A 21665-nucleotide genomic window follows, 5' to 3' on the forward strand; every position below is an offset into this window, starting at 1 on the left:
AAGGGAGGGATGAGAGTTTTTTTGAAAAACTCTTGTGAAAAACCTAAAAAGTCGGGTATTTTGTTCTGGTTATGTCTATGAGTTATTCGAATTATGTCTTCAAGGTGTTCGGCCGATTCCTTAGGGGGTATTCCCTTCGGTGGAACATTTTGTTCTCAACGTGGGAACGATTCATCCCCAACGTGGGAACAAACCGTTCCCAAGCTGGGAATCTATGCAGATAAAAACCATATTACCACATCATCATGCGAAGGGTGCGCTGGGCATCGGAACGCATTCCCTTTATCTTATCGTTGTACTCTTTGTTCTCGGTAGCCTCCAGGAATCGGTTGAAACAGTCTTTGGCCTTGTCGCGTTGCTTTAGCTGGAAGTAACATTGTCCCATCAGGAACGTTAACTCGTTTACATCTTTCTCCTCAGCATAACGCATACATTCCTGCAGTTCCTCCAAACGGAAATCAGGTTCTGACTTTAGTTTAAAGGCATCGGCCAGTTCCTTATGCAAACGGAATAGGGTCTGACGATCGGGCATTAATAGTTTTTTAGCCTCATCGAGATACGACAAAGCCTCAGCACCAAGGCCTACTCTGTTGCTGACAATGCCCAACATAAACAGACAATAGGGATGATGGTCGTTCTTATCATAGGCACGATACAGATAATCATAGGCAGTAGAGTTATCGCCCATACGCTGATAAGTTAAGCCTAAGGTATAGAGCGTACCAAAACAGGTATCGCCAACAGCCTCAAGTTTCTTAAATTCCTGCAAGGCAAGGTCGTAATTACCTATGTTATAATAGGCCTCGGCCAGTTGACGGTTAATCAGAATATGAGTTGAATCGCGCTCAACGTACTTCTTGCAGATGTCGATAACCTTCATTGGGAAAGTCTTACGTCCCATATCACCCTGCCAACCGTTGTTCAGTCGAGGCGTATAATCTACAATCAACTGTGCATCGTAAGGATTGCTCTTCAACATCTCATCAGCCCAATAGGCCAAGGAATCGTTCTGGCCAAGCTGAGCAAAATTGTTGTAGTAAAGGTGCATATCCTCTGCGTTAAGACTATCAACTGCTATCTGTCGCAGACAATCCAGACTTTTGTTAAAATACCCACGCGATGCCAAGCGTATGGCATCAGCACGAAGAGTTGTTGGCGTTTGTGCAAAGGCAGACAGGCCAATGAATACGGCAAGAATTACGAGTGATATCTTTTTCATTGTTGTTTCTCTTTTTCTAATAATATTTTAAGTTTATCGATAGCTAACGTGATGCTGATATTCTTAGCGATGATACGACCAGAACGGTCAACCAGATAGTTATGGGGAATGGTTTGGATATCGAGAGCTTGATACTCGGGATACATTACTCTCTTCTTATCATCGTAGGCATAATAATTGTAAATCTTGTAGGGGCGATCGGTTTGGGTGGCATCTTTGTTGCGCAGATCTTTCTCCTTTACGGTGCTCCACCACTGTTTGCGATTCTCGTCTATACCTATCAGACACACAGCCAAGTCATCGCTAAACTCCTGTGCAGCATAGCGGATATTGGGCATCTGAGCCATGCAAGGCTGGCACCACGATGCCCAGAAATCTACCAAAACGTATTTCCCACGAAATTCATTAACGTTAGGCTTCGCTCCGTTATAAAGGCGCAAGTTCATGTAGTCGCCTACCTTCAAAGGCCTTACTTTTACTTTATCTTCTTTCTGGAATCGCTCACTATACGTTCGTAATTGCATACCAGCCCATATCTCAAAACTCTGTGCCGACATATATGTCCCCATCGTGCTATCGTTTACAAAGGCTTTCATAGGTGGATAATCAGGGAATCGCACTAACAGCGAGTTCATCATATCGTCAACCTCCTTCTCGGTATAAGGATAAAGCGTTGGATTCCTGCGGAAAGAGTAGAATACATCACCTGCAGCCTCAATCACACTATACGGACTTTTACCAGTACAGGCATAATCTAGGATATAGCGTTCAAGCTTATCTTTCTCCTGTTTGGCTATGGCGCGGATAGAATCACACTGGGCGTCGGAAAGGTTATAGAGCTGCGACATGTTATTCTGATTGAGATATACCTGACGAAGACTATCGTACCTACATTGATAATGCACCATTTCGAGTGTTGATGGTGAGCCCTGCACCTTATCGATATAGCGCAAACGAAAGCCGTCGTCTTCATCGCCGATATGAATCGTTAAGCTGTCGCCACCCTTTACTACGATGGGCACGCACTGTGGACCACGACGCTGCAGCAGCAGGTTAACGTTATACTCGTAAGGCACAAAGCCATGCATGGTGCCTTCGCGATGCAACGAGTCGAAACTGATAGAGTCGTGCAGTTGCATCTCGCGTTCAATCATCGAGTACATATACATCTTTTGCGGTTCGCTGGCAATGGCCGAATCAATCTTCACCGTTACCGCAAACCTATTCTCTGGCACTCCCACCCACTTCTGGGCCGAAACGTCTATGGCCTCAATTGCCATCAATGTTACTAATGCAATCTTTTTCATTATTGTGATTATTGTTTATCGGTGGCAAAGGTATAAAAAACTCCGATAGCCTGATGCTACCGGAGTTTGCAATTAGTTTGCATTTATTATGCGTCGATATTGGCGTAGGTGGCGTTCTTCTCGATGAACTCGCGGCGTGGTTCTACATCGTCGCCCATCAGCATTGAGAAGATCTCGTCGGCCTCGGCAGCGTTCTCGATGGTAACCTGCTTGAGCAAGCGGTTCTCTGGGTTCATGGTAGTCTCCCAAAGCTGCTCTGGGTTCATCTCACCAAGACCTTTGTAACGCTGGGTGTGCAAGCCCTTGTCGTCGCCGTTACCAGCTACATACTTATCGATGAATGCCTGGCGCTGCTGCTCGGTGTAGCAGTACTCAGAGGTCTTCTTATAAGTACACTTGTAGAGTGGTGGGGTGGCGATGTAAAGGTGACCGCCCTGGATAACCTGTGGCATGAAGCGATAGAAGAGTGTCATGATCAGTGTGTCGATGTGAGAACCATCGACGTCGGCGTCGGTCATGATGATAATCTTATCGTAACGCAGCTTATCGATATTGGCATCCTTAGAGTCCTCGCCGTCAACGCCGAAGCGTACACCGATACTCTGGATGATGTTCATAACCGATTCGGCCTCGAACACACGGTGCCACTGTACCTTTTCTACATTCAGGATCTTACCACGCAGAGGCAGGATGGCCTGGAAGTGACGGTCGCGACCCTGCTTAGCAGATCCACCGGCCGAGTCACCCTCGACGAGGAAGATCTCACACTCCTTAGGATCCTTGTTTGAGCAGTCGGCCAGCTTACCAGGCAGACCACCACCAGTCATAGGATTCTTACGCTGTACACTCTCGCGGGCCTTGCGGGCTGCAATACGTGCTGTAGCGGCCAGAATAACCTTCTCGCAGATGGTATGAGCCTCTTTGGGGTTCTCCTCCAGGTAGTTGGTCATCGCCTCGCCTACAGCCTTCTGTACGGCACCGTTCACCTCGCTGTTACCCAGCTTGGTCTTGGTCTGACCCTCGAACTGAGGCTCGGCAACCTTAACAGAGATGATGGCGGTAAGACCCTCGCGGAAGTCGTCCTGGGCTACCTCGATCTTGGCCTTCTCAATCTGCTTGCGCAGCTGATCGTCCTCGTCGGCATACTTCTTAAGAGTACGGGCCAGGGCGATGCGGAAACCAGTAAGGTGGGTACCACCCTCGATGGTGTTGATATTGTTAACGTAAGAGTGGATATTCTCTGAATAATCGCTGTTGTACAGCAGGGCTACCTCGATGGGTACACCATCCTTCTCAGTCTTCAGGCAGATAGGATCGCCGATGATTGAGGTGCGGTGACGATCGACGTAGCGAACGAACTCCTTGAGTCCCTCCTTGGCATGGAATACCTCGGGCTGACGGAGATTGCCCTCCTCATCAGGACGCAGGTCGGTAAGTGTGATGGTGATACCGGCATTAAGATAAGCCAGCTCGCGCATACGCTTAGCGATGATGTCGTACTTGTATTCGGTAGTAGTGAAAATGCTGCCGTCGGGCCAGAACTGCTGGCGGGTACCGGTCTTATCGGTGTCGCCTACAATCTTAACGTCGTAGAGGGGCTTACCCTTCTCGTACTCCTGCTGGTAGATGTGACCGTTACGGAATACCTGCGACATCATGTGGGTAGAGAGCGCGTTTACACAGCTTACACCTACACCATGCAGACCACCTGATACCTTGTATGAGCCCTTATCGAACTTACCACCAGCGTGGAGTACTGTCATAACCACCTCGAGGGCGCTCTTGTGCATCTTCTCGTGCTCATCTACTGGGATACCACGACCGTTGTCCTGAACGGTGATTGAGTTATCCTCGTTGATGGTTACCTCGATGTGGGTACAGTAGCCAGCCATGGCCTCGTCGATAGAGTTATCAACGGTTTCGTTTACCAGATGGTGGAGACCCTTCTCACTGATGTCGCCAATGTACATAGCAGGACGCTTACGTACAGCTTCCAAACCCTCGAGTACCTGAATGTTACTCGCGGAGTAGTTTTGTTCTTGGTTCAGTTGTTCTTCTGTCATTATTTTAATTCTTCAATTTTTCGATTCTCGAAATTTACCATTTTGGTTGCAAAGGTACAAAAAAAAGTTCAGATAAACGTAGTTTATCTGCTAAAAAACTGAAAAAAGAAAGCCGCAACCCTCTTGGGGCTACGGCTTGTACTTATTGTTGGGTAAATATTATCCCAGCTTGTTAACGTGCAGTGCAAGGCTTGACTTCAGGTTTGCGGCCTTGTTCTTGTGTATTACGTTGGTCTTAGCCAGCTTGTCCAGCATCTTCTGTACCTTTGGGAACAGAGCTACAGCCTCTTCCTTGTTTGTTGTAGCACGGAGCTTGCGAACTGCGTTACGCATTGTCTTTGCGTAGTAGTGATTGTGAAGTGCTCTTTTCTTCTCCTGACGGATTCTCTTCACTGATGACTTGTGATTTGCCATGTTTTTTGAATGAAATTTAAATTGTTAATATAAAGCTTATGGGTCTTACGTCGTTAAGGCTGCCCTGGGCGGGTTCTTACGAACCCTCCGCCACCTTATCCCATCCTTGAAGGCTGGTAGCACATGGCTGTGCAGATGACAGATTTAAATTTTGTAGTCCCTAGGAGAGTCGAACTCCTCTTTAGAGAATGAAAATCTCTCGTCCTAACCGATAGACGAAGGGACCATCGCGCAAAATGCGGGTGCAAAGGTACTACTATTTTTCGGTTCTACCAAATTTTTTTAGTAAAAAATAACATTTTACGAATAATTTTCGTACCTTTGCACCGTATGTTGACGAAAACTCAGGCTATTGTGCTGCATGCTATCAAATACGGCGAAACCCGACTGATAGTAGATATGTTTACCAAAGTGTTTGGTAGGCAGGCGTTTATTGTGAGCATACCCAAAACACCCAAGGGTAAGGTAAAGAAGCAGTTTTTCCAGCCATTGACTATTTTGGAAATAGAAACCGATATACGTCCAAGACAGCAGCTGCAGAAACTGCATGATGTACGGTTGGCTGCCCCCTTTGCATCGATACCGTTCGAGCCCGACAAGTTGGCCATCTCGCTATTCGTAGCCGAATTCCTGTATTATGCGTTGCGATCGGAACAGCGTAACGAGTTGCTGTACGAGTATCTGGAGAATAGTATTGTATGGCTGGACGGTCAGCAGTCGAGTTTTGCTAACTTCCACTTGGTGTTTTTGTTGAGGCTGACACGCTTTTTAGGCTTCTATCCGAATCTTGACGATTACAAGGATGGCGATTATTTTGACTTGCGTGAGAGTGTGTTTATGCCAATGCCGCCTGTGCATCGCGACTTTCTGCATCCCGAAGAGGCACAGAAAGTACAGCTGATGATGCGTATGGACTTTCCCACCATGCATCTGTTCCGCATGTCACACCAGGAGCGCAACCGCTTACTGGAGGTATCACTAAAATATTATCGACTCCATCTGCCGGATTTCCCAGAGATGAAGTCGATAGAGGTATTGCAAGCCTTATATCAGTAAGGCAGCTGATTTACATAAACTTAATAGTGCCCTGAATAGGTTCCTGTGGCTCCTGGTTGGGCTCGTCGATGTTCACAATCTCATCTACGTTGCTGGCCTGCGAGTTGATGCTATCCAGAATCTCGCGGGTACGCTTGTATGTAGGTGTCTGCTCAACAGCAGAGATCACATCGTCGTTATCCAGATCCTCAGGACGGAACAGGTAGATGTTAGGACGGCGCTTGTAGCGCTTGGTGGCACCCTCACCGCCATAGTAGCGGTTACGACGGTCCTGACGCTCGGCAGCTTTCTCCTGCTCGGCAGCAATACGGTTGATATCCTCCTGAGAGTGCTTCTTCAGGTGGCCGTTCATACCATCTACATTCTCGATGCCGAAACCGGTGGCCAGGATAGTTACCTTAACCTTCTTACCCAGCTCAAGGTCGGTTGCCAATCCCCACTTAATCTCAAAGTCGTTGCCGAACTTAGCCATGAAGTCGTTAACATCGTTCATCTCCTCCATCATGAGTGATGACTGACCATCCTTTGAACCTGCAAACGAGATAGAGAGTAGAATCTTCTTAGAGTTGAAGATGTCGTTATCGTTAAGCAGCGGTGAGTTGAGGGCATCCTCGATAGCCTTCTTTACACGACCTTCGCCCTCGCCATAACCAGTACTCATGATAGCTACACCACCATCCTTCAGTACGGTCTTTACATCGTTGAAGTCGAGGTTGATGAGTCCGTGAACAGTGATAATCTCGGCGATTGACTTGGCGGCAACGCTCAGTGTGTCGTCGGCCTTACCAAAGGCGTCGAGAACCGACAGCTCTGGATAAATCTCACGCAGGCGCTCGTTGTTGATAACCAGCAGGGCGTCGACATGCTTCGACATCTCCTCGACACCGTCGAGAGCCTGGTCGATCTTGCGGTCGCCCTCAAAGCGGAAGGGGATAGTAACGATACCTACGGTAAGGATACCTAACTCCTTAGAAACGCGGGCGATAACAGGGGCTGCACCAGTACCGGTACCACCACCCATACCTGCGGTGATGAATGCCATGCGGGTGCCGTCGTTCAGCATGGTGCGGATGTCGTCGATACTCTCTTCGGCAGCCTGACGAGCCTTCTCAGGCTTGTTTCCTGCACCAAGACCCTCCTTACCCAACTGGAGATGTACGGGTACGGGCGAATCGTTAAGTGCCTGGTTATCGGTGTTGCAAAGCACGAATGTAACATCGTGAATGCCTTCGCGATACATGTGGTTAACAGCATTGCCACCACCACCGCCAACACCAATCACTTTGATAATGCTGTGCTCCTTCTCCGGTGCTCCGAAGTCCAGGATGTCTATATTCATATTATTCTCCATAATTCTTCTTCTTTTTTAATCTTCTTCTTCAACAATCTTCTTTCCAAAGTTCAGGAGTCCTTTCTTGAACTTGTTCCAGGTGCTGTTCTCCTTGCGGATGCGGGCCTCTTCCTCTTGCTGGCGGCGCTCCTCTTCAAGGCGTGCGCGCTCTTCCTCCTCCTGCTGGCGGCGGCGCTCCTCTTCGGCCTTCTGCTTCTCGGCCTCGGTACGGATAACACCTGCTGGCAGATCGGTAGTCTGACGGGCTGGGCGCTGGTCGTTAGTGAGATGTGGTGTCTGAGGTCTCAGACTGGCAAACAGGTCGCCGTTAGGATCGAATGCATCGCCAGCGCAGTTGATGTCGCCCTTGGCCAGCAGACCTAATACGGTGTTCATCGTGCCGTTGTGGGCCTTGATGTCCTCGTTGTTGGTCTGCACAGTTTGCGATACAAACTTGGCGATGCGGATTTTGTCTACGTGAGTGTGGTTGAAGAAGGCTTTCTCGATGTTCTTCATGTTCGAACCACCACCTGTCAGGATGATACCGCCTAACAGTTTGTCGTAATATTCAGATGGTATCTGGTACCATACGTTTTCGATAATCTCCTCTAAGCGACCCTCTACAATCTCGATGAACTTACGGCTCTCAACCTGACGGTCGGGATCGATAGAGTACTTGAGCTCGTTGTCGATCTCGTTATTGTCGGTATAGGCCGAACCGTACTTCAGTTTCATCTTCTCGGCATCGCTCTCTTCCATCTGGAGTGTGGCGATATCCTTGGTGATATTATTGCTGCCCAGAGGGATGACAGCCAGATGGCGCAGGATATTCTTTGAATAAACAGATACGGTAGTGGTATCCGATCCGAGGTCGACAAGGGCGCAGCCAGAGCGTTTCTCAACCTCGGTAAGCACGCTATCGGCCAGTGCCAAAGGTGCGAGGTACATCTCGGCTACGTTGATGCCGGCTGTCTCGAAGCACTTGTTTAGATTGCGGTAGAAGGCCTTGCGCTCCAGAATGTTCAGGAAGTGACCTTCGAGATGGGTGGCCTGGATGCCTACGGGGTCCAGCTGGAACTGGGTGCCCACCTTGTATTCCTGTACGGCAGCATCGAGAATTTCCTGGTCTTGGTAGGTCATGTTACGGTTAGCATCCATCAGTTCGATTACCATATCCTGTGTGATGATGGTTTCGCCTGGAAGATCCTTGGTTACTACGTTCTTGACGCTGCGGATTGACTGACCGCCAACGCCGACATACACCTGTGTGATCTGAGTCTTGAGCTGATTCTCCAGTTTCTTGATAATACTGGTAAGGCATTGTGCGGTCTTGTCGATGTTATAAACCACACCTTTGCGGATAAACGACGAAGAGTTCTCCTTGACAACAGCCAGTACGTTGATGCTGCCGTCGAGATTCTTCTGTCCCGCGATTCCGGTTACTTTGGATGAACCGAGTTCAATTGCTACAATAAAATCCTTTGCTGCCATATTATTAATCACTATTCACTTTTTTACATATAATTTGGTTGCTGAACTCTACATTGATATAGTTGTACTTGTTCCAACCGGCCTTGTTAAGACCGTAGATGTAGAACTTACGCAGACGTTCGAGCTTGCTGTCGATATTTGTGGGCGATCCCAGAAATACTACATGCTCGCCTACACGGGGTACCATCTCGATGGTGCCGTTGGGCAGAATGTTGAGCTGTACAGCCTGGTTGCGCCAGAAACTATCGCCTACAATCTGGTTGGCCACCTTCGACAGGGCTTTCTGGGCGTACTTCTTGCTGATGCGGCCTGTGGCTACCAGAATATCGGTGGCATAACCTGCCTCGGGCATGATGTTGCCATGATGGTCGAGATAGTAGTTCTCGCCATTCTCGGCCATGATGCGGATAACAGGTATGCGCTGTTTGATGCTGATGCACACATGTCCGTTCAGTGTTTTATAGCACTCTGCCTTCTCAACAAACGGACTCTTAAGCAGGGTCTCCTCCATCTTGCGTGGCGAGATGGTGTTCATGGGCTGCGAGAGCGGGTATAACTGATGCTGTGTGAGCAGCTTCTTGACTTCGGCTGGATTCAGGAAACCCTCCATCGACTCCTGTTCGATGTCGATGTTAACCTCGGTGCAGGCTTTGGCCATGGCTTCGTCGGGGCTGTTGAAAGCGGTGACGGCCAGTATCAAGTAGATGCCAACGGCTGCGTTGCAGGCTACCAAGAGGATATGTTTCCAGTTGAAAGTCATTTGTATTTTACAATTATACTATTTACTATTTAAAACCTTGACCATCTGGGGAACCTGGTTATCCAGGTCGCCAGCGCCCAGCACGATGAGTACCTCGAAATCGTGGTCCTTGATGTAGTCGAGTACATCGGCCTTCTGTATCATCTTCTTCTGCACACCTGGCTTCAGGTTGTCGTAGATGAGCTGCGAGGTAACGCCTTCGATAGGTAATTCGCGGGCGGGGTATATCTCAGTGAGTATCACCTCGTCGAGCTGACTCAGAGCATCGGCGAAATCCTTGTAGAAATCGCGGGTGCGGGTGTATAGGTGGGGCTGGAAAATAGCTGTGATATGCTTGTTCTTATACAGCTCGCGGATACTCTTGGCACTCTGATAGATCTCTTTTGGATGATGGGCGTAATCGCTTAGGAACACTAACTTATCGGTCTTGATCTTGAAGTCGAAACGACGATCCACACCACCATAGGTCTGCATGCCGTACTTCAGTTCGTTGGCTGTACAACCATTCAGCTGTGCCATAGCCATAGCGGCAATGCCGTTCTCGATGTTGATGGGCACGGGCTGACCTAACTGTACGTTCTTAACGCTCTCGATGGGCGAAATGAAATCGAATGTAATCTCGCCGTTATCAATGCGGATATTCTCAGCGTGGAAGTCGCCCTCGTTCAGACTATAGTCGTAGATACGAACACCTTCCTGTACGTTCTGCTTCATCTCCAGATCGCGATGGATAATCAGGGCACCGCCTGGCTGGATGAGCTCGGTGTAATGACGGAAACTCTCAAGGTAGGCCTCTTTGGTACCATAGATGTCCAGATGGTCGGGATCGGTAGAGGTGATAACGCTCATCCAAGGGCGCAGCCAGTGGAAAGAGCGGTCGAACTCATCGGCCTCGATAACTACGTAGTCTGAATCCGACAGGATATAGTTGGTGCCGTAGTTCTTGGAGATACCACCCAAGAAGGCATTACAGTCGAGCTGACTCTGGTGCATGATGTGTGCACACATGGTAGAAGTGGTGGTCTTGCCATGGGTACCTGCTACGCAGAGACCTTTGTGACTCTTGGTAAGGGTGCCCAGTACCTGAGCACGCTTCTGAATCTCGAAACCGTTCTCGCGAAAGTACTTGAGCTCCTGATGATCGGCAGGGATGGCTGGGGTATAGATAACCAGACACGACTCTTTCTTCTTGCACACGTGAGGAATCTCGTCGACACTTTCATGGTAATGGATAAGCATACCCTCGTTCTCGAGGTGCTTGGTCAGGTCGGATGGGGTCTTGTCGTAACCAGCTACCACCAGGCCTTTCTTAATAAAGTAACGGGCGATGGCACTCATTCCAATGCCACCGGCGCCTACAAAATATACTGCTTTTATATCGTTTAATTCCATAATCTCTTTTTCACTCTTCGCTTTTCACTTCTTACTTTCCTGCCAACTTGATAACCTCCTTGGCAATGATGTCGGCAGAGTCGGGCAGGGCGAGCTTCAGAACATTCTCGCTCAGCGACTGCAGCTTCTGGGCATCGGCAACCGTCTTGATGGCCAGCTCCAACAGGGTGGCTGGTGCGTCGGCATCCTTCACGTAGATGGCGGCATCGCGGTTGGCCAGAGCCAGAGCGTTCTTGGTCTGGTGATCCTCGGCCACATTAGGACTTGGTACCAGGATAACGGGCTTGCCAATAAGACAGAACTCAGAGATACTGCTGGCGCCGGCACGACTGATAACCAGATTGGCGGCCTTGTAAGCAGCGCCCATATCGGTGATAAAGTCGGTTACCACCAGGTTGGGGATATCCTGTCCCTTCAAACGCTCGGCAATCTCGGCGCTGTAGTACTTACCGGTTTGCCAGATAAACTGGGCATCGGCAGCCTTTACCAGGTCGAGGTGCTGCAGCACGCTCTCGTTGACGGTGCGGGCGCCAAGGCTACCACCTACCAGCAGAATGGTTTTCTTGGCAGGATCGAGACCAAAGGTCTTGATGGCATCCTCACGCGAAATCTTTGTGTCGAGCAGAGCCTGACGTACGGGATTTCCTGTAAGGATAATCTTGTCGGCAGGGAAGAAACGCTCCATTCCCTCGTAAGCCACACAAATCTTGGCGGCTTTCTTTGCCAACAGTTTGTTGGTAACACCTGCGTATGAGTTCTGCTCCTGAATCAAGCAGGGGATACCCATGGCGGCTGCCTTGTTAAGGGTAGGACCGCTGGCATAACCGCCAACACCTACAGCTACCTGAGGCTTAAAATCCTTGATAATCTGCTTGGCCATACGCTGGCTCTTCCATATCTTGTACAGAACCTTAAAGTTCTTGAGTAAATTCTTTCTGTCGAAACCGCAGATTGGCAAACCTTTGATTTCGTAACCTGCAGCTGGCACGCGTTGCATCTCCATTCGTCCAAGGGCGCCAACAAACAGAATTTTGGCGTCGGGGCGCAGTGCCTTCACGGCATTTGCTATCGAGACGGCTGGGAAAATATGTCCTCCAGTGCCTCCTCCGCTAATGATGACTCTCAGTTCTTCCATATCATATTTGATTATTGCGTGCAAAATTACAAATTTAATTTCTTATTCTGCTATTTTTAACTCCCTTTTTTTCGCAGAACGGCTAACACTTAATATAACACCGATGTAGGCACAGTTAATGATGGTAGATGTACCACCTTTACTGATGAGTGGGAGCGGCTGTCCGGTAACAGGGGCGATACCTACGGCTACCAGCATATTGAACGAGGCCTGGATGACTAACAGCAAGGCCAGACCCATGGCCAGGAAGGCGGGGAAATTGTTCTCGCAGCGACTGGCAATACGGGCGGTGCGGTATAGCAGCACAATGTAAAGGAATACTACTGCTGTGGCGCCTACAATACCTAACTCCTCGATGACAATAGCGAAGATAAAGTCGGAGAAGGCCTGCGACAGGAAGTCGCGCTCTACCGACTGACCAGGACCTTTACCGATGATGTTACTCGATACGATGGCAATGTTAGCGTGTGCCACCTGTGCATCCTTGTCGAGGTCGTACTGGTCGGGAGTAATCTCCTCTTTGTTCGAGAATTTCTTGATACGTGATTTCCAGGTATCGGCACGGTGCAGCAGCTTCTCGATTTTACTCTTCTCCTTGGGGGCAGTAACCACTTGTTCGGTCTGGGCTTTATCTACGGCCACATTGGTATCGTTACCTACGGCCATAATGAGCAGTAAGCCTACCAAAGCCAAACCAATCACTACACCTGCCAGTTTTATCAGTTGCAGGGCGGGTACACGGCCGATGATCATCATGAGATATACTACCGAGCACAGCAGGGCTGCCGTCGATAGGTTCTCGACCATAATCAGGAAGGCGATGGGAGTCACGATGCACAGGATGTACTTGAAGGCCTTTTTATCGGCTCCGTTCTCGCGTTGCATGGCACTCAGAATCTGGGCTGTGGCCAGCACAATGGTGCCTTTGGCAATCTCGGACGGCTGGAACGTTAAGCCGAAGATATTAATCCATCGGCTGGCATCGCCGGTTCGTTCTCCAGCAGCCAGTACCCATAGTAGCAGTACTACGGTGATGATGAGTAAGAAAGGCGTCATCAGCTTGAAGTAACGGCACGGAATGTTAAGGGTAACTACCGCTACCACTGCACCCAATATGATGGTGACGGTGTGGAACACGATAGGACCCATATAGTTCTGGCTCTTATACGTCAGGTTACTCGAGGCAGAGAATACCTCGACAATACTGATCATACAGAGGAAGAAAAATACCATCCAGATGACCTTGTCTCCTTTAAAGATGTTGCCTATTTTCTTGTTCATTCTTTACAGACTTCTTGCTATTGTCTTAAACTGCTCGCCGCGATCCTCCATGTTCTTGAAGAGGTCGAACGAAGCACAGCAGGGGCTTAACAGTACGGTTTCGCCTGGTTTGGCCATCTTGTAGCAGGCCTCCATACACTCCTTCATAGAGTGGGTGTCGCGTACGGGAATGCCTAAGTTGTCGAAGTTGTCGTGCAGCTTCTGGTTGTCGGCACCCAGGTACACAATACCAGAGCACTTCTCCTTAACGAGTGGCTTGATGGGCTCGTAATCGTTGCCCTTATCCTTACCACCAATAATGAGGATAACCTTGGTCTTCATGGCCTCGAGGGCATACCAGCAGGCATCTACGTTGGTGGCCTTTGAGTCGTTGATATACTGCACGCCACGAACGGTGCAAACCTTTTCCAAACGGTGCTCAACACCAGGGAAGTCGCTTAGACTCTTGCGAATCTCTTCCTTCTTGATACCAGCAATGTCGGCAGCAATACCTGCAGCCAGCGAGTTGTAGATGTTGTGCTTACCTGTTAGACTCAGACTCTCCTGCTCCATATTGAATGGCTCGGGCTTCTCAATCTTATACTTGCCCTCCTCGATGTAACCAATCACGCCCTTCTCCTTCAGCTCAGAGAACGGGTACTGGATAGAGTGGATATCGTACTTCTCTAATTCGCGCTTAATGATGGGATCGTCGGCCCAGTAGATGAAGGCATCCTTATCTGTCTGGTTCTGGATGATACGCATCTTGGCATCTACATAGTTCTGCATCTCGAAGTTGTAACGATCCAGATGGTCGGGTGTGATATTCAGCAGAATAGCGATGTCGGCACGGAAATCGTACATATTGTCGAGCTGGAATGAGCTGAGCTCGATGATGTAGTATTCGTGTGGATCCTCGGCCACCTGCAGAGCCAGCGAGTTACCTATATTACCAGCCAAACCGGCATCGTAACCAGCCTCCTTAAAGATATGATAGATGAGCGAGGTAGTGGTGGTTTTACCGTTAGAACCTGTGATACAGATCATCTTTGAATCGGTATAGCGACCAGCAAACTCAATCTCGCTGATGATATGGATACCTTTGGCAATGATCTTCTGAATCATGGGAGCGGTATCGGGGATGCCTGGACTCTTGATGATTTCGTCGGCATTCAGAATCTTCTCTTCTGTGTGCTGACCCTCTTCCCACTCAATCTGGTGGTCGTCCAACTGTTTCTTGTACTTGTCGGCAATCTTCGACATGTCTGATACAAACACATCGAAACCTTCTTTCTTTGCGAGAACAGCAGCTCCTGCGCCACTTTCTCCTGCTCCTAATATAACAATCCTTTTCATATACTTGTTTAACGCATCTTTAATGTGATGATGGTGAGTGCGGCCAGAATAACTGATGTAATCCAGAATCGGATAGTGATCTTCGACTCGTGGAACGGACGATGAGGCCAACTCTTCAGAATATATTTACTTGTAGCATCGAGCTGTGTGTCGAGCTTACGGAAATTGTCGTGGATAGGTGTTGCACGGAACACGCGCACACGCTGCCCCTTACGCTTCATGAACTTGAACCACTGGGTCTGGATAATCACACTCAGACTCTCGACGAAGAAGATACCGCACAGGATAGGCAGCAGCAACTCCTTGTGGATAATGATGGCGGCTACACCGATGATACCACCGATGGTAAGCGAACCGGTATCGCCCATGAATACCTGAGCGGGATAGGCATTGTACCACAGGAAACCAATCATGGCTCCGATGAATGCGCAGAGGAATACAACCAACTCCTCAGAGTGAGGGATATACATGATGTCGAAGTATGAGGCATAGCCGATGTGCGATGACACATAGGCCAGTATGCCTAACGCCACACCTACGATAGCTGAGTTACCTGCACACATACCATCCATACCATCGTTGAGGTTGGCACCGTTTGATACGGCTGTTACGGCAAAGATGGTGATGAAGACGAAGATAATCCAACCGGCAGCTACCTTGTACTTGCCGCAGAACGACATCACGTTAGAGTAGTTCAGGTTGTGATTCTTTATGAATGGGATGGTGGTCTGTAACGATTTTACAGCCTCCTTCTTATGCTTTACCACAATCTCCTGGTTCTGTTGACGGACATTCACATTCTCACGAACCACTACATCGGGACTGAGCCAGAGTGTAAGACCAACGATGAAGCCGATACTTACCTGACCAACAATCTTATACTTACCCTTCAAGCCATCCTTGTTGCGCTTGAAAATCTTGATATAGTCGTCGAGGAATCCCAGGAAACCTAACCATACGGTGGTAATAACCATCAGGATAAGATAGGTGTTGCGGATACGGCCGAAGAGCAACACAGGGATGAGGATGCTTACGATGATGATGATGCCACCCATGGTAGGCACACCCTTCTTCTCGACTCCGAATGGGTCGATACTTGGATCGCGCTCGGTCTCAAAAATGCTGCGGCGCTTCATCCATTTAATAAACTTCTCACCAAACCATGCTGAGATTATCAGCGAGAGGATGAGCGTGAGCAGTGAGCGGAACGAAATGTACGCCCACATGTGTGATCCAGGTATATCGTACTGGTCGAGGAATCTGAACAGATAGTATAACATTGTTGATAATATTAAGAGTTAAAAATTTCCTTTACAACTTCCTTATCGTCGAAGTGGTGCTTTACACCTTTAATTTCCTGATAGTCTTCATGGCCCTTGCCGGCAATCAGAATAACGTCGCCCTTCTCGGCCAGCATGCAGGCGGTGCGGATAGCCTCGCGGCGATCAACAATGCTCACAACCTTCTTCATCTGCTTCTGGTCGAGACCTGCCAGCATATCGTTGATGATATCCTGTGGCTCCTCAAAGCGTGGGTTATCAGAGGTGATAATCACCTTATCGCTCTGTTTAACGGCCTCCTGTGCCATGATGGGGCGCTTACCTTTATCGCGATTACCGCCAGCACCGCATACGGTGATGACCTTACCCTTGCCGTTCAGTACCTCGTGGATGGCATTGAGCACATTCTCCAGGGCATCAGGGGTGTGGGCATAGTCAACAATGGCTGTATAGCCTTCGGGTGAGTGGATTGGCTCCAATCTTCCGTTCACACTCTTCAACGTACTCATAATGAGCAGGATATCCTCGGGCTTCTTGCCTAACATAACAGCAGCGCCATAAACGGCCAGCAGGTTGCTGACGTTGAACTTACCGATAAACTGCACACCAACCTCCTTGCCGTTGATGTCGAGATACATACCCTCGAAGTGGCACTCGATGATCTTTGCCTTGAAATCGGCCATGGTGCGGGTAGAGTAGGTCTTTACGTTGGCCTTGCAGTTCTGCACCATCACCATGCCATTCTTGTCGTCGGCATTGGTAATGGCAAAGGCGTCTTTCTCCAAACCGTCGAAGAAAGCCTTCTTGGCATCACGGTAGTTCTCAAAGGTCTTGTGATAGTCCAGGTGGTCGCGTGTCAGGTTGGTGAACAAACCACCTGCAAACTTCAGTCCGCCGATACGCTTCTGAGCGATGGCGTGACTCGAGCACTCCATGAAAGCATACTCACAACCGGCATCAACCATCTGAGCCAGCAAGCGGTTCAGCTCGATGGGGTCGGGAGTAGTATGATCGGCTGGGATAGCCTCGTCCTCGATGTAGTTGCATACAGTTGACAGCAGACCGCACTTATGTCCGAACTTGCGGAACATATTATATAATAAGGTGGCGATGGTGGTCTTACCGTTGGTACCTGTTACACCTACCAGTTTGAGTTTACGCGATGGGTCGCCATAGAACTGGGTGGCAACCTCGCCTACACAGCTCTCGGTAGATGCTACCTGAACAAATGTTACTTTAGGATCCTGCTCCTCTGGAAATTTCTCACACAATACAGCAGTTGCTCCTAACTCAATGGCTTTTGGAATGAACTTGTGTCCATCGGTTACGGTGCCTGGGATGGCGACGAACAGATGACCAGCTTCAATGCGACGTGAATCGATGTTCACACCCGTAATCTCTACATCAACATCGCCCTGCGTGTTGAGTACTTCTACATTCTTGAGCAGTTCATTTAACTTCATATGCTTATACCTTATTATATATATTAATCTAAAATGAGTTCGCACACCATTCCTTGCTTAACTGCGGTTCCGGCGTGGATACTTTGTGATTTAACTTTTCCTCTTCCTTTGATGCGTGCCTTAACACGACGGCTCTCTAACAGATAAACGGCATCTTTGGCACCCATGCCTGTTACATCGGGTACGGTATGCTTGCTGCCTTCGCGATAGTTGGCGCTGCTAGGAGCCGAAGCCTTGGTCTTAAGACTGGCCAATACGTAGTTGGCAGCCTGGCTATCGCCCTTCTTAACTGCAGGTGTAAACGATGAGCGAGAATCGCGGGCATCATCTACGTTACGCTTCAGACTCTGTGCCATCACACCTTCGGCAATATGGTGGAATACCACACCACTCATACCACCACCAGATGCGGGCAGGCCCGACTTCTTGAGGCAGACGATACAGGTGTAACGTGGGTTGTCGGCAGGGAAGAAACCTGCGAAACTCAACCAGTAACGGGTAACACCTGAGTGGTAACTACCAAACTGGTCGGCCACCTGGGCTGTACCTGTCTTACCTGCCACCTTGAATGATTTAGAGCCGGCCTTCTTACCCAGACCCTGACTAACCACGTGTTCCAGAATGGTCTGCATGGTTTTGATGGTCTGTGGTTTGGCAATGCGCTCTTTCAGCACTACTGGCTCGAACTCGCGAATCACCTCGCCGTTCTTCATCAGTTGCTTAACAAAGCGTGGCTGCATCATCTTGCCGTTGTTGGCTATCGCATTATAGAAAGCCACGGTGTTGATTGGTGCTATCTGAGTTTCGTAACCAATACTCATCCAGGGTAGGGTGGTCTTACTCCAGTACTTGGATCTGTCGGTAGTCTTGGTATCCGGCATACGGATCATAGGGGTATGATAACCCACCAATGGCAACTTCAGGTCCTCGTGTATACCTATTCTATATAGACCCTCTACGTATTTCTTGGGGTTATGACCGTAGTACTTGTCGATCAGGTAGCTTACGCCGATGTTCGAGCTTACCTCGAGGGCGCGTGCTACATTGATGGTGCCATAGCCGCCACGACGCCAGTTGTGATCCTTCATGGGACGACCGTGCATCTCCATCACACCACAGCCTGTTGGGATAGTCATTGTGGTGTCGATCACACCATCGTCGAGGGCAACAAGGAACGAGGCTACCTTGAATACTGAACCTGGTTCACAACGGTAGCTGATGGCATTGTTCACCATCTCGTAATAGTTACCGTCCAATCCACGGGTCATATTTACAATGGCTTTTACGTCGCCGGTCTTTACCTCCATCAGGATGGCTACGCCCATTTCGCCGTTAATCTCCTTCAGTTCATCTACCAAGGCACGCTCGGCCAAATCCTGCATACCTACATCGATGGTGGTTACTACATCTACACCATCCTCGGGCGACAGTACAGGGATGTCGAGGTACTTGCTCAGAATCTTACGACGATGCATCAAACCATTCTTACCACGGAGTAAGGTGTCTAACGAGAGCTCCAGACCATTCTTGGCGCTATCTTTAGCACCGTACATCTCACCGATGGTACGCTGGGCCAAGGTGCCGAATGGCTTACGGCGTGAGTTGAAGGTCTCCCAGTGGAAACCGCCTTTATACAGTTTCTCTCTGAAGATGGGCAGTTCGTGTACCTCGCAGAAAGTATTGTAATCAATACGGCGAGGCCAGATAGCCCAGTGACGGGCACCTACGGTACCGTTCTTCATCACTTTACGCTTACCTTCCAACAGATGTGCCTTGAATTCGGCAGCCGACTTCTGTGGGAAAATCTGGTTCAGTCCATAGCAGATGGTGTCAATCTCGGCTGCCCAGATCGAGTCGCGCTTGTGTACACCAGTAGAATCCTCGGCACCAGCCTGGAAATCCATATATACCTTATACTCTGGGATACTGCTGGCCATCAGCTGACCGTCGCAACTCAGAATATTTCCACGATTAGGCTTTACGGTGACGCTATCGCGCTTCAGTCGCGAGGCCACCTGAGTCCAATAATCCTTTTTGGCAGTCATGATGTACATGGCTTTGCCCACTACGGCAAAACCAATCAGCGTGAGTACTACTGCTATGACGAAGTAGCGCGGCATGACTTTATCGCTATTGAACTTACTCATCTCGTTTCTTTATTCTGGTACATTAATAATATAAGGTGGCTGGTCGGAAATATGCAGCAGCGTATCTCTGTTCTGCTTCAATGCCTCCAGCACATGACTCTCACGGCATTTCTCTGTCAGGGTACTTGAACTCGACAAGGCCTTGTATTTGGCATGCAGCAGTTCTTTCTCCAGTTTATCGATGGCAATCAGATCCTGCTGGCACTGGTATCTGGAAGCCACATAGATGATGGTGAACAATACCATGAGCACAATCAGCCAAATCTGGCGGCGCACCATGTCGGCTGTCAGAAAGTCGCCACCAAGAATAGTCCTCAGATTCAGGGATGGGGTGAGTTTGGGGTCTTCCTCCTTCACCTTTTCCTTAATCTTCTGGATGGTTTTCTTGGCATGCTCTTTTACATCGGCAGCTTCAACCAGCAGTTCAATTTCTTCTTTGTTCTCCATCTTCTCTCTTATATTTTCTCTGCTATTCTCAATTTGGCGCTACGGCTACGAGGGTTCTGTTGCTGCTCCTCGTCGCTGGGCACAATTACCTTGTTGTTTATCAGGCGGAAAGGCGCCTCGATACGACCGAAGAAGTCTTGCTTAATCTTACCTTCTACGTTGCCGGCTTTCATCATGTTCTTCACGATGCGGTCCTCGAGCGAGTGGTAGGTGATGACCGACAGGCGTCCACCTTCGCCAAGCAGATCCTTGGCGCCGTTCAGCATCTCCTTCAGGGCATCCATCTCGTGATTCACCTCTATACGTAGGGCCTGGAACATCTTGGCCATCTCTTTCTTCTCGCGTTCGCGCTGGAAGAGTTTCTCGGTGGCGCTCATCAGGTCGCCAGTAGTCTCAATCTTCTTCTCATTGCGTGTCTTGGCAATGATAGATGCTATCTTGCGGGCATTCTTCAGTTCGCCGTAGATATAGAAGATGTCGGCCAACTGCTCCTCATCGTAGGTGTTGAGAATCTCGGCAGCGGTAGTTCCGGCTCGTTTGTTCATACGCATATCCAATGGGGCGTCGAATCGGAAAGAGAAACCACGTGTTTCATCATCAAAGTGATGGCTCGATACACCTAAGTCGGCCAGCAAACCGTCGATATGGTCCACGCCGTAATAGCGCATCCAGTTCTTCAGATATCTGAAGTTACTGCGTACAAATGTAAAGCGATCGTCGTTTACAATGTTCTTCTCGGCATCTGGATCCTGGTCAAAACTATATAAATGCGCCTTTTCATCGAGTCGGCGCAGTATCTCTTTACTGTGGCCGCCACCGCCAAAGGTAACGTCTACGTAAATGCCGCCAGACTTGATAGCAAGTCCGTCGATGCTCTCATGGAGAAGCACGGGTACATGGTATGTCTCAGCTGTGGTTATCATAAGGCCTCACAGTTATTCATAATGTTCTCAAATTCAATTCCAAATTCTTCTTCGGTCTTCAGCGTCTGCTTCAGTCGCTCTGGTGCCCACATCTCGATGGTGTTGTCCATGCCGATGAACTGGATGTCCTGATCAATCTCGGCAACCTTCAGCAGGCGCTTTGAGATGAGGAATCGGCCATTGCCATCAAGCGTTACAACTTCTGCCTCCGATACAAACTGTCGGAACATCTGCTGGTGGGTGTGCTTCCATGGGTGAAGTTGCGACTTCAAAAGGTCGAGGCGCTCGTTCCATACGCTTTCAGGATAGAGCACCAAGCAATTCTGGAAGACGTCCTTTCTGAGTACCAGGTTTTCCTCGCCAGATGCCTGTAGCACCTTGCGGAAAACAGCTGGCAGGAAAGCTCTTCCCTTAGCGTCGATCTTAGCCTCTATATTACCTATAAAACGCATGCGTACATATTTAATAATAAATTTGCCGCAAAGTTACTCATTTTTCCCCACTCTACACCACAATTCCCCACTTTTTTTCAAATTTAACCTTTTTTTGATGATTTTGCCCCCTCTCGTGTCCTAAATACATTTAAAAACTAAGTTTTTTCTGCATTTTTTGCTCATTATTC

The 21665-nt window shown here is 49.0% G+C and carries 18 protein-coding genes and 1 tRNA gene; 1 reads left to right on the forward strand and 18 read right to left on the reverse strand.

What is annotated here, in order from left to right; genetic code table 11:
- Positions 1-232: 232 nt before the first annotated feature.
- From T499_RS0108980 to T499_RS14685, 5 genes are all read right to left on the reverse strand, one after another.
- Positions 233-1219, reverse strand: a complete 987-nt coding sequence (locus T499_RS0108980; RefSeq protein ID WP_033150709.1) for a tetratricopeptide repeat protein — start codon at positions 1217-1219, stop codon at positions 233-235.
- A complete protein-coding gene (locus T499_RS0108985; protein ID WP_033150710.1) occupies positions 1216-2526 on the reverse strand; it encodes a TlpA family protein disulfide reductase in 1311 nt (436 codons plus the stop codon). The genes T499_RS0108980 and T499_RS0108985 overlap by 4 nt, the downstream gene beginning before the upstream one ends.
- A gap of 86 nt (positions 2527-2612) precedes the next feature.
- Positions 2613-4589 carry a DNA topoisomerase (ATP-hydrolyzing) subunit B gene (gene gyrB, locus T499_RS0108990; RefSeq protein ID WP_013063082.1) on the reverse strand — a complete coding sequence of 659 codons (1977 nt, stop codon included), beginning with the start codon at positions 4587-4589 and terminating at the stop codon, positions 2613-2615.
- A 159-nt stretch (positions 4590-4748) separates the two neighbouring features.
- Positions 4749-5003, reverse strand: a complete 255-nt coding sequence (rpsT, locus tag T499_RS0108995; RefSeq protein ID WP_013065333.1) for a 30S ribosomal protein S20 — start codon at positions 5001-5003, stop codon at positions 4749-4751.
- A 154-nt stretch (positions 5004-5157) separates the two neighbouring features.
- Positions 5158-5229, reverse strand: a tRNA-Glu gene (locus T499_RS14685).
- Between the two features lie 104 nt (positions 5230-5333).
- Here T499_RS14685 and recO point away from each other — a divergent pair.
- Complete coding sequence (gene recO, locus T499_RS0109000; RefSeq protein ID WP_033150711.1) at positions 5334-6059, forward strand: DNA repair protein RecO; 726 nt, start codon at positions 5334-5336, stop codon at positions 6057-6059.
- Between the two features lie 10 nt (positions 6060-6069).
- On the opposite strand, the gene ftsZ is transcribed toward recO, so the two are convergent.
- From ftsZ to mraZ, 13 genes are read right to left on the reverse strand one after another with little or no spacing between them, the layout of a single operon-like run.
- On the reverse strand, positions 6070-7410 hold the full coding sequence (ftsZ, locus tag T499_RS0109005; protein ID WP_013063184.1) for a cell division protein FtsZ: 1341 nt from the start codon (positions 7408-7410) through the stop codon (positions 6070-6072).
- Positions 7411-7425: 15 nt separating this feature from the next.
- Entirely contained in the window at positions 7426-8880 is a 1455-nt protein-coding gene (gene ftsA / locus T499_RS0109010; protein WP_013065058.1) for a cell division protein FtsA, read from the reverse strand.
- 4 nt (positions 8881-8884) lie between these two features.
- Positions 8885-9640, reverse strand: a complete 756-nt coding sequence (locus T499_RS0109015; RefSeq protein ID WP_033150712.1) for a cell division protein FtsQ/DivIB — start codon at positions 9638-9640, stop codon at positions 8885-8887.
- 18 nt (positions 9641-9658) lie between these two features.
- Positions 9659-11032 carry a UDP-N-acetylmuramate--L-alanine ligase gene (gene murC, locus T499_RS0109020; RefSeq protein WP_033150713.1) on the reverse strand — a complete coding sequence of 458 codons (1374 nt, stop codon included), beginning with the start codon at positions 11030-11032 and terminating at the stop codon, positions 9659-9661.
- A 31-nt stretch (positions 11033-11063) separates the two neighbouring features.
- Complete coding sequence (gene murG, locus T499_RS0109025) at positions 11064-12167, reverse strand: undecaprenyldiphospho-muramoylpentapeptide beta-N-acetylglucosaminyltransferase (RefSeq protein ID WP_033150714.1); 1104 nt, start codon at positions 12165-12167, stop codon at positions 11064-11066.
- 42 nt (positions 12168-12209) lie between these two features.
- Complete coding sequence (locus T499_RS0109030) at positions 12210-13448, reverse strand: FtsW/RodA/SpoVE family cell cycle protein (protein WP_033150715.1); 1239 nt, start codon at positions 13446-13448, stop codon at positions 12210-12212.
- Between the two features lie 3 nt (positions 13449-13451).
- Positions 13452-14783 carry a UDP-N-acetylmuramoyl-L-alanine--D-glutamate ligase gene (gene murD / locus T499_RS0109035; protein WP_033150716.1) on the reverse strand — a complete coding sequence of 444 codons (1332 nt, stop codon included), beginning with the start codon at positions 14781-14783 and terminating at the stop codon, positions 13452-13454.
- Positions 14784-14791: 8 nt separating this feature from the next.
- A complete protein-coding gene (locus T499_RS0109040; protein WP_013063086.1) occupies positions 14792-16063 on the reverse strand; it encodes a phospho-N-acetylmuramoyl-pentapeptide-transferase in 1272 nt (423 codons plus the stop codon).
- An 11-nt stretch (positions 16064-16074) separates the two neighbouring features.
- The gene (locus T499_RS0109045) at positions 16075-17526 is read right to left on the reverse strand and encodes a UDP-N-acetylmuramoyl-L-alanyl-D-glutamate--2,6-diaminopimelate ligase (protein WP_033150717.1); all 1452 of its coding nucleotides are present in this window, start codon (positions 17524-17526) and stop codon (positions 16075-16077) included.
- Positions 17527-17549: 23 nt separating this feature from the next.
- Positions 17550-19673, reverse strand: coding sequence for a penicillin-binding protein (locus T499_RS0109050; RefSeq protein WP_033150718.1), 2124 nt, complete (start codon positions 19671-19673; stop codon positions 17550-17552).
- Positions 19674-19682: 9 nt separating this feature from the next.
- The gene (locus T499_RS0109055) at positions 19683-20120 is read right to left on the reverse strand and encodes an FtsL-like putative cell division protein (RefSeq protein WP_013064597.1); all 438 of its coding nucleotides are present in this window, start codon (positions 20118-20120) and stop codon (positions 19683-19685) included.
- 8 nt (positions 20121-20128) lie between these two features.
- Positions 20129-21043, reverse strand: a complete 915-nt coding sequence (gene rsmH, locus T499_RS0109060) for a 16S rRNA (cytosine(1402)-N(4))-methyltransferase RsmH (RefSeq protein ID WP_013065354.1) — start codon at positions 21041-21043, stop codon at positions 20129-20131.
- Positions 21040-21495 carry a division/cell wall cluster transcriptional repressor MraZ gene (gene mraZ, locus T499_RS0109065; protein ID WP_013063363.1) on the reverse strand — a complete coding sequence of 152 codons (456 nt, stop codon included), beginning with the start codon at positions 21493-21495 and terminating at the stop codon, positions 21040-21042. The genes rsmH and mraZ overlap by 4 nt, the downstream gene beginning before the upstream one ends.
- Positions 21496-21665 lie beyond the last annotated feature (170 nt).

The organism is Prevotella sp. RM4 (assembly GCF_000701965.1).
Taxonomy (GTDB): Bacteria; Bacteroidota; Bacteroidia; order Bacteroidales; family Bacteroidaceae; genus Prevotella; species Prevotella ruminicola.